Origin of the sequence: Paenarthrobacter sp. CM16, from assembly GCF_013179505.1 — a bacterium.
Lineage (GTDB): Bacteria > Actinomycetota > Actinomycetes > Actinomycetales > Micrococcaceae > Arthrobacter.
Map to the genome: position 1 here is coordinate 1 of NZ_JABMCX010000386.1, position 3,600 is coordinate 3,600.

3 protein-coding genes are annotated in these 3,600 nt (G+C 62.3%); all 3 read left to right on the forward strand.

The window, feature by feature from the left end; genetic code table 11:
- Positions 1-1,544: ABC transporter substrate-binding protein (locus tag HP499_RS22145; protein ID WP_253951742.1), on the forward strand; the 1,544-nt coding region annotated here is incomplete at its 5' end.
- A 6-nt stretch (positions 1,545-1,550) separates the two neighbouring features.
- Positions 1,551-2,492 carry an ABC transporter permease gene (locus HP499_RS22150; RefSeq protein WP_172326251.1) on the forward strand — a complete coding sequence of 314 codons (942 nt, stop codon included), beginning with the start codon at positions 1,551-1,553 and terminating at the stop codon, positions 2,490-2,492.
- Positions 2,489-3,600, forward strand: a 1,112-nt coding sequence (locus HP499_RS22155; RefSeq protein ID WP_172326252.1) for an ABC transporter permease, incomplete at its 3' end; no start/stop codon positions are given. The genes HP499_RS22150 and HP499_RS22155, both read left to right, overlap by 4 nt.

Genomic DNA, 3,600 nt, shown 5'->3' on the forward strand with positions numbered 1-3,600 from the left:
CGACAATGAAGTTAGGTCCCAAGGCGGCAGCAGCTGCCATCGTTCTCAGCGCCTCCCTGGCGCTCACCGCGTGCGGCGGCGGCGGTGCCGGCGCTGGAACCGGTTCAACCGGCGGCAGCAAGACCGTTACGGCACTGACGTTGGGTACCCTCCGGGACATCACTTCCTGGGATCCGGCACAGGCACATGTTGGCCACGCACTCCAGCCCTACCAGGCGGCATACGACTCCCTGATTCTTCGCGAACCGGACGGCAAGCTCAGCCCGATGCTGGCCACGGCGTGGAAGTACAACGACGCCAACACCAAACTCACGGTTGACCTCCGCACGGACGTCACTTTCAGCGACGGTGCCAAGTTCGACGCCACTGCCGCCAAGGCCAACCTGGACCACTTCAAGAAGGCCAACGGCCCGCAGATGGCCCAGCTGGGTTCTGTCTCTGACATCGCCGTGGTGGATGCAGACACCATCGACATCAACCTCACCGCTGCAGAGCCGGCGCTGGAATACTTCCTGAGCCAGGCCGCTGGCCTGATGGGAAGCCCGGCAGCCCTCGGCACGGATGCCATCAAGACCGTACCTGTGGGCTCCGGCCCCTACGTGATGGACAAGGCGGCCTCCGTGAAGGATTCGCAGACGGTCTTTACGGCCCGCGAAGGCTACTGGAACAAGGACCTGCAGAAGTTCCAGAAGCTGACCTTGAAGATCCTGACTGACCCCACTGCCCGCACCAACGCCTTGGTGTCCGGCCAGATTGACGCCACGCTGCTTGACCCCAAGAACGGCAAGCAGGCCGAGGGCGCCAGGATGAAGCTTGAAACCAACCAGGTTGACTGGTCCGGCTTGCTCCTCCTTGACCGCGATGGAACCAAGAACCCGGCTTTGGCCAACGTCAAGGTGCGCCAGGCCATCAACCACGCCTTTGACCGCAAGACCATCCTGGAGCAGGTCATGCTGGGCCAGGGCACACCCACCACCCAGCCGTTCGGCAAGGACAGCGGTGCCTGGACTGAAGAGCTGGAGAACTACTACAGCTACGATCCCGGCAAGGCCAAGCAACTCCTCAAGGAGTCCGGCTTCGAGGGCAAGGTCAGCATCGATGTTCCCACCCTTCCCGGTGCTGAAACGCTGATCTCCGTGCTGAAGCAGCAGCTGGCGGACGTGGGAATCACGTTGAACCCGGGCGCGGCAATCACCAACACCTTCACCGCGGACGTTGCGGCACAGAAGTACCACGCACTCTTCTTCAACCTCTTCCAAGGCGAGCCCACGGTGGCCATTGACCAGATTGTCTCCACCAAGGCCCTCTACAACCCCTTCAAGAACACCACTCCTGAACTCGAGGCCAAGATCGCGGCCGTACGCTCCGGTGGTGCCGATGCCGGCAAGTTGGCCCAGGAAGTGAACAAGTATGTGGTGGAACAAGCCTGGTTCGCTCCGCTGTTCCGCGTGAACCAGATGTACTACCACAACGACAAAGTGAACGTCACGCCGCAGGCCCAGCAGGCCGTTCCGTCCATCTACAACTACTCGCCTGCCAAGTAGGACCCCATGATCAAGTTCATTGCGAAAAGACTGGGCAGCGGGCTGGTGGTGTTGTTCGTCGTCTCGGTCCTCACCTTCACCCTGCTGTACACCTCCAGCGGAAGTATTGCCCAGAACATCCTGGGGGATCAGGCAACACCTGAACAGGTTGCCCTGAAAGAACAGGAACTGGGACTCGATCAGCCACTGTTCGTCCGATACTTCGCCTGGTTGGGCGATGCCGTGACAGGCAATCTTGGAGCCTCCTGGTTCACCTCGGAGCCGGTGGCCAACTCCCTGGCCACCCGCATCCCGGTGACCATGACCATGGTCTTCACCGCAATGATCCTGATCGCCATCTGCGCAGCACTGATCGGTGTTGCCGCAGCCGTCAAGCGCGGCTGGGTGGACAGGGTGGTGCAGGTTGGCGCGATCGTAGGGGACTCCATCCCCGGGTACGTGATCGGCGTTTTCCTGGTAACCATCCTGGCCATCCAGCTGGGCTTCTTCCCCGCCACCAGCACCATCGCTCCGGGGGTGGGCCCGGAGGCCTGGGTCTATTCCATGACGCTTCCGGTGATCGCGTTGCTGATCAACGGTGTGACCGGTGGTGCCCAGCAGATCCGCAGCGCCGTGATCAAGCAGCTCGAGCGTGACTACGTCCGGACGCTGCGCAGCCGCGGCATCGGGGAGCGCGAAATCCTCTTCAAGCACGTGCTTCGCAGCGCGGCACCTGCGGGCCTGACGGTGTTGAGCCTGCAACTGATCGGCATGCTGGGCGGCGTGGTCATCATCGAGCAGATCTTCGCCCTGCCAGGCATGGGTCCGCTGGCCGTCACTGCCACGACCCAAACCGATCTTCCCGTGGTCATGGGAGTGGTGATGTACACCGTGGTGGTGGTCATCGTCGTGAACCTCCTGGTGGACATCCTCAATGGTTGGCTCAACCCGAAAGTACGTGTCTCATGAGCGACTCCGTAGATTCAACAGCAGTATCGGCAGACTCCATGGGCCTCGCAGCGAAGCCCGGGGCCGGACAGAGCGGCACCGTGGTCCGTTCCACCGTGATGCGCCGGCTCCTGAAGAACCCCATGGGCATCGCCTCGTTGGCGATCCTGCTGACCATCACTGTTTTGGCCATCCTCGCACCCGTGATCGCGCCCTTCGAAGAGAACTTCGCCAACATCTCCAAGACCCTGGCCGCTCCGGACTCCGTCAACATCATGGGCACGGACAGTGCAGGCCGCGATACCTGGAGCCGCCTGCTCTTCGGCGCCCAGCTGACGTTGTTGTCCGCGCTTTTGTGTGCCGGTGTGGCGATCGCAATCGGACTCCCTGCGGGCCTGATCGCCGGGTACTACGCCGGCAAATTCGAGGCCGTCTCGAACTGGGTAGTCAGCATCCTCATGAGCCTGCCCGGCCTGATCGTCCTGCTGACCATCCGCGCAGCGTTCGGCCCGTCGGTATGGATCTCGATGATAGCTTTCGGCATCCTGATCAGCCCGTCCTACTTCCGGCTCACCCGTACCGCAGTGCAGTCGGTCAGGAACGAGCTTTACGTCGATGCCGCCCGTGTCTCCGGCCTTTCCGATCTCAGCATCATCGCCCGCCATATCTTCTCCGTGGTCCGGGCACCCATCATCATCCAAACCGCAGCAATTGCCGGTGTTGCCATCGCCATCCAGTCCGGGCTTGAGTTCCTTGGCTTGGGCGATCCCACCAAGGCAACCTGGGGCGTCATGCTCTCCGAGGGCTTCAAGAACGTCTACCTCACCCCGATGCTGCTCCTCTGGCCCGCGCTGGCCATGGCGCTGACCATCGGCGGCCTGGTCCTTCTGGGCAACGCCATCCGCGACGCCCTGGAAGACGGCGAAAAGATCAAGCACCGCAAGACCCGCGCTGTCGCTTCTGCTGGATCAAGCACGACGACGGACCCCGCCACGGCGCGACAGTCACGTAAGTCCGTGGCCGCCGTCGACGCCGGAACCGAACACCACCTGGTCAAGGTGACCAACCTCGGCGTCGGATACCCGCAGGCAGATGGTTCCGTCAAGAAGGTAGTGGACGACGTTTCCTT